This window comes from Chitinimonas sp., from assembly GCF_041904975.1.
In the GTDB taxonomy this organism is placed as follows: domain Bacteria; phylum Pseudomonadota; class Gammaproteobacteria; order Burkholderiales; family Chitinimonadaceae; genus Chitinimonas.
On the sequence record NZ_JAYRLZ010000331.1, the window covers coordinates 1 to 4,278 of the forward strand.

At 60.8% G+C, this 4,278-nt stretch carries 4 protein-coding genes; 2 read left to right on the plus strand and 2 right to left on the minus strand.

Translation table 11 applies throughout. The annotated features are described in order from the left end of the window. Positions 1 to 284: sugar-binding protein (locus ACE3OH_RS20140; RefSeq protein ID WP_374357358.1), on the minus strand; the 284-nt coding region annotated here is incomplete at its 3' end. A gap of 144 nt (positions 285 to 428) precedes the next feature. Beyond that, the gene (locus ACE3OH_RS20145; RefSeq protein ID WP_374357360.1) at positions 429 to 914 is read right to left on the minus strand and encodes a YajQ family cyclic di-GMP-binding protein; all 486 of its coding nucleotides are present in this window, start codon (positions 912 to 914) and stop codon (positions 429 to 431) included. A gap of 99 nt (positions 915 to 1,013) precedes the next feature. Between ACE3OH_RS20145 and ACE3OH_RS20150 the strand changes: the two genes are divergently transcribed. Both ACE3OH_RS20150 and ACE3OH_RS20155 read left to right on the plus strand, forming a co-directional pair. Further along, complete coding sequence (locus ACE3OH_RS20150; protein ID WP_374357362.1) at positions 1,014 to 2,513, plus strand: glycoside hydrolase family 13 protein; 1,500 nt, start codon at positions 1,014 to 1,016, stop codon at positions 2,511 to 2,513. Between the two features lie 25 nt (positions 2,514 to 2,538). Beyond that, positions 2,539 to 3,840 carry a GGDEF domain-containing protein gene (locus ACE3OH_RS20155; RefSeq protein WP_374357364.1) on the plus strand — a complete coding sequence of 434 codons (1,302 nt, stop codon included), beginning with the start codon at positions 2,539 to 2,541 and terminating at the stop codon, positions 3,838 to 3,840. Positions 3,841 to 4,278: the final 438 nt, after the last annotated feature.

Here is a 4,278-nt window from a genome sequence, read left to right on the forward strand (position 1 = left end):
TGAAGCACCTCGCTTGGCTCCGGGTCGACCGAATGCACGCCGACATACAGATAGTTCGCGTCGTACGCCACCCGCATGCTGGTCGGCTGGCTGGCCGCACGCTTGTCACGCGGGGTGAACTCGTAAAAGTCATCAAAGCGCGGCACCTGCGCCCACACTGCATCGTCGAGCTTGCCATCGATCGTGATGGTGCTGCCTGCAGGCAGGCGATAGGCCTGGATATTGGCTGCCAGCGTGGCCAGCGAGCCAGACATTGCCAGCGCAAGAAATACCGGTTTGATCATCGCGGTTTACTTCCGGATTACGAAAGCGCGCACTGTGCACATTGCGCCGTCTGCCGTCATCGGCAATGCGACCATTGCGGCATTGCGCCGACAAACTGCCGTCGGCGCCGCCAAGTTGCGTGTTAGTTCAGCTGCGGCAAGAACTCAATCGCGGAAATTCTGGTATTGCAGCGGAAACTCGGTGATCTCCTTGCGCACCAGGGCGATGGTGTCTTGCAGGATATCGCGCTTGGCGCCAGACACGCGCACGGCATCGCCCTGGATGCTGGCCTGCACCTTCAGTTTCGAATCCTTGATCACCCGCACGATCTTCTTGGCCAGCTCGGTTTCCACCCCGACCTTGACGGTAATCGCCTGCTTGACCTTGTTGCCGCTGATCTTGGCGACATCGCCTTCATCAAGGCAGCGCACATCGACGCCGCGCTTGGTCAGCTTGCCCATCAGGATTTCCTTCACCTGGTCGATCTGGAAATCATTGTCGGCAAACACGGTCAGCACCTTTTCAGCCTGCTCGATACGGGCGTCCGAGCCCTTGAAATCAAAGCGGGTACCCACTTCCTTGTTGGCCTGATCGACCGCGTTGCGCACTTCCACTTCGTTGACTTCAGAGACAATATCAAATGACGGCATAATGTCGTTTCCCTTGCAAAACGGTTAACAGAGCCTGCCTGGCAGCCATACCGGCTGACAGGGAGGCCAATCCAAACCGACCATTCTACCCGAGCCCGCATGCACACTACCGCGCCAGATGCCTTTACCCGCCGCGTTGCCAGCGCGGTGGTCTATCAGATTTTCCCCGAGCGTTTTGCCATCGGCGGCGGCCTGAGCAGCCAGCAAAAGCTGGCCGGCGATGCCTACGCGGTTGCCAATGCCGGCTTGCGCGACTGGGACGACAGCCCTCAGGTACAACCCTGGGGCCAGCAGTTTTTTGGCGGCGATCTTGACGGCATTACCGACAAGCTCGACTACCTGGTCGATCTGGGCATTACCGGCGTTTATCTGACCCCGGTGTTCGCGGCGCCAAGCAACCACAAATACGACGCGACCGACTTCTTCACCATCGACCCGATGTTTGGCGGAGAAGACGCACTCAAGCGCTTGATCGAGGCCCTGCATCAACGCGGCATGCAGCTCACCCTCGATGCAGTGCTCAACCATGTATCGGACCAGCACCCGTGGTTTGTTGCCGCCAAGGCCGGCGATGCCGCCCTGCGCGACTGGTTCAGCTTCGCCGACGACGGCAGCCACCAAGCCTGGCAGGACTTCGGCTTTATGCCCGAGCTCAATCTGGCCAATGCGGCAGTGCGCGACCGGCTGTATCGCCAGCCGGACAGCCTGGTGCAGCACTGGCTGGCGCGCGGTATCGACAACTGGCGCTTCGATGTCGCCCAGGATGTCGGCCTGCCGGTGGCGCGCGAGATGCGCCGGATCGTCGGACAGCGCTTTCCCGATGCCCTGTTGCTGGGCGAGCTGAATGGCTTTGCCGGCAGCTGGCTCGGCGACACCAGCCAGCCCGGCTACCACGGCATGATGAACTACTGGTATCGCACCGCCCTGCTGGCCTGGCTGGGCGGCGAAATCGATGGCGTGCAGATGAACCATGCCATCCGCGATGCCCGCAGCGCCTATGGCCTGAATGGTCTGTTGTGCTCATGGAATATGTTGTCCAGCCACGACACCCCGCGCCTGATTACCACCTTGGGTAGTGTCGCCCGCGCGCAACTGGCAATGGCGGCGCAATTCACCCTGCCCGGCATACCGCTGGTCTACTACGGCGAAGAAATCGGCATGGAAGGCGGCGCAGACCCTGATTGCCGCCGCACCATGCGCTGGAACCCGTCGCAATGGAATGTGCAGCAGCGCGACTGGGTCAAGCGGCTGATCACCATCCGCCAGGCCAACCCCGCCTTGCAGTATGGCGAGGTCACCGTGCTGGGCGATCGGCTTCCCGGCAATGCCCTGGTGTTCCTGCGCCACACCCATCAAGCCGGACAAGCTGCACTGGTGGTGATCAATCTTGCCGAGCAGGCGCTACAACTAAGACTATTGCTGCCCTATTCTCACTGGTATGACGGCGTGCCGCTGCGCGATGCGCTGGGCCGGGCGCCCGACTGCAAAGTACAGGCGGGCAGCGTGGTAATCGATGTGCCAGCCGGCAGTGCCGCAATCTATCAGGCATTCGAGCCCTACCAGCACTACACTTTTTTCAAGCCGCGCAATCAGGACTAGACAGACTGCGGCGGGAGACCGAGGCATGAGTTACCAGGACGACGACGCGTTATTCCCACGTAAAGCCTATCTGCTGGCGCAGACTTTCTTTATCCAGGACAACCGCGACGAGTTGACCCAGCATGCGCACAAGTACGACTTCGACATGCTGTTCTTCGACCAGATGGCCGACTTCAAGATGGCGCTGCACCAGGCGCCGCACGATGCCCTGTTCGTGGTCGACCTCGATGTGCTGTCCAGCCTGCAGAAAAACGACGGCAACCGCACCTTGTTCCTGCGCGATCTGTTTGCGCAGCTGCCGGACGATCGCGACTATGTCTATCTGCAGACCGAACGGCAGAGCGGCCGCTTTTTGCTGCAACAGATGCTGGTCGAATCGAACTGCCTGGCTTTTGCCGACAAGCCCATCGCCAATGAAAAACTGGTGGAAAAACTGTTCAATCTGTTCGCCCGCTCGCGCCATGCCGAATCGAGCATGGTGCTGATGCTGGGCGACACCGGCGTATTCGACCAAAGCCTTTTGGCTACGCGCAATATCCGGCTGGTCGAGCACGGCGACGCCCACACCCTGCACCGCCTGGCCAAACAGCTGCAACCGGATGTGGTGATCATCGACGAGCGCCACTACCGCCAGACCGATGCCATCGTGCCGATCCTCAAACGCAATCTGGAAGCCGACCCCAGCATGGAGATCATCCTGCTGCTGGAAAAAAGTGACGAAGCACTGAGCCGCAAGGCAGTCAGCGATGGCTTCGATACCATCTTGCTTGGCAAGGCTGCCGACATCCTCAGCCAACAGCTGGTCAACCGGCTGAGCAAGATCCGTCTCAACCAGGACCTGATCAGCCGCGACCGCGCCACCGGCCTGCTCAACAAAGTGGGCTTCCAGCAGCGGGCCCACGAGGTGATCATGATGGCCGAGGCGGAAGGCAAACCGCTGGGCCTTGCGGTGGTGGATATCGACAAGTTCAAGACCATCAACGACACCTGGGGCCATCACTTTGGCGATATCGTCATCAAGCGCCTGTCGCTGACCCTCGGCGCCTTCATGGGGCCGCACGATCTGCTCAGCCGCTTTGGCGGCGAGGAATTCGTGGTGCTGGTGTGGGATATCACTCCGGAAAAAATGCTGGAAAAACTCAATGCCATGCGCGAGGCCTTTGGCGCACTGCGCTTTGAAGTGGAACCGGGGGAATTCCGCCAGTTCAGCTTTAGCGGTGGCGCTTCGTTCACCCCGAAGTTCACCACCGAAACCGCACTGTTTCTCGAAGCCGACGCCATGCTCTACCAGGCCAAGCAAAACGGACGCAATCGCATCTGTGCCTGATTGAATTTGCCAGCCCGAACTCGCGCAGCGCATGCGATGCACTTGGCCGCTGCGCCGGCCATTTCAGCGTCGCCACGCCGTACGCAGCCATGACGTGCCCGAAGCCATCCACGGCGCGCCCACATAATGATCAGTGCCAGCTGCCCGTTTTTGGCCATCGAAGCCAAACCAGCCGGGTCTGAGCCACGCCTGGCGCACCGCCTGCGTGCGCCGACCATCATTACGCCCCCTGCCATTCGTCAGCCCACTCCCAAAGCGGCGCCTCGCAGGTAGAATGCGCCGTTTCGTCCGGAGCGGACGACCTTTTTCGCCATGAATACCGGAGTTCCCATGCGTTCCATGATCCTGGCCGGCCTGATTGCCGCCGCCTTTGCCACGCCTGCCCTTGCCGCCACCAAAGCCGACAAGGCACCCGCCAAAGCCCCGGCCAAGCAAGCC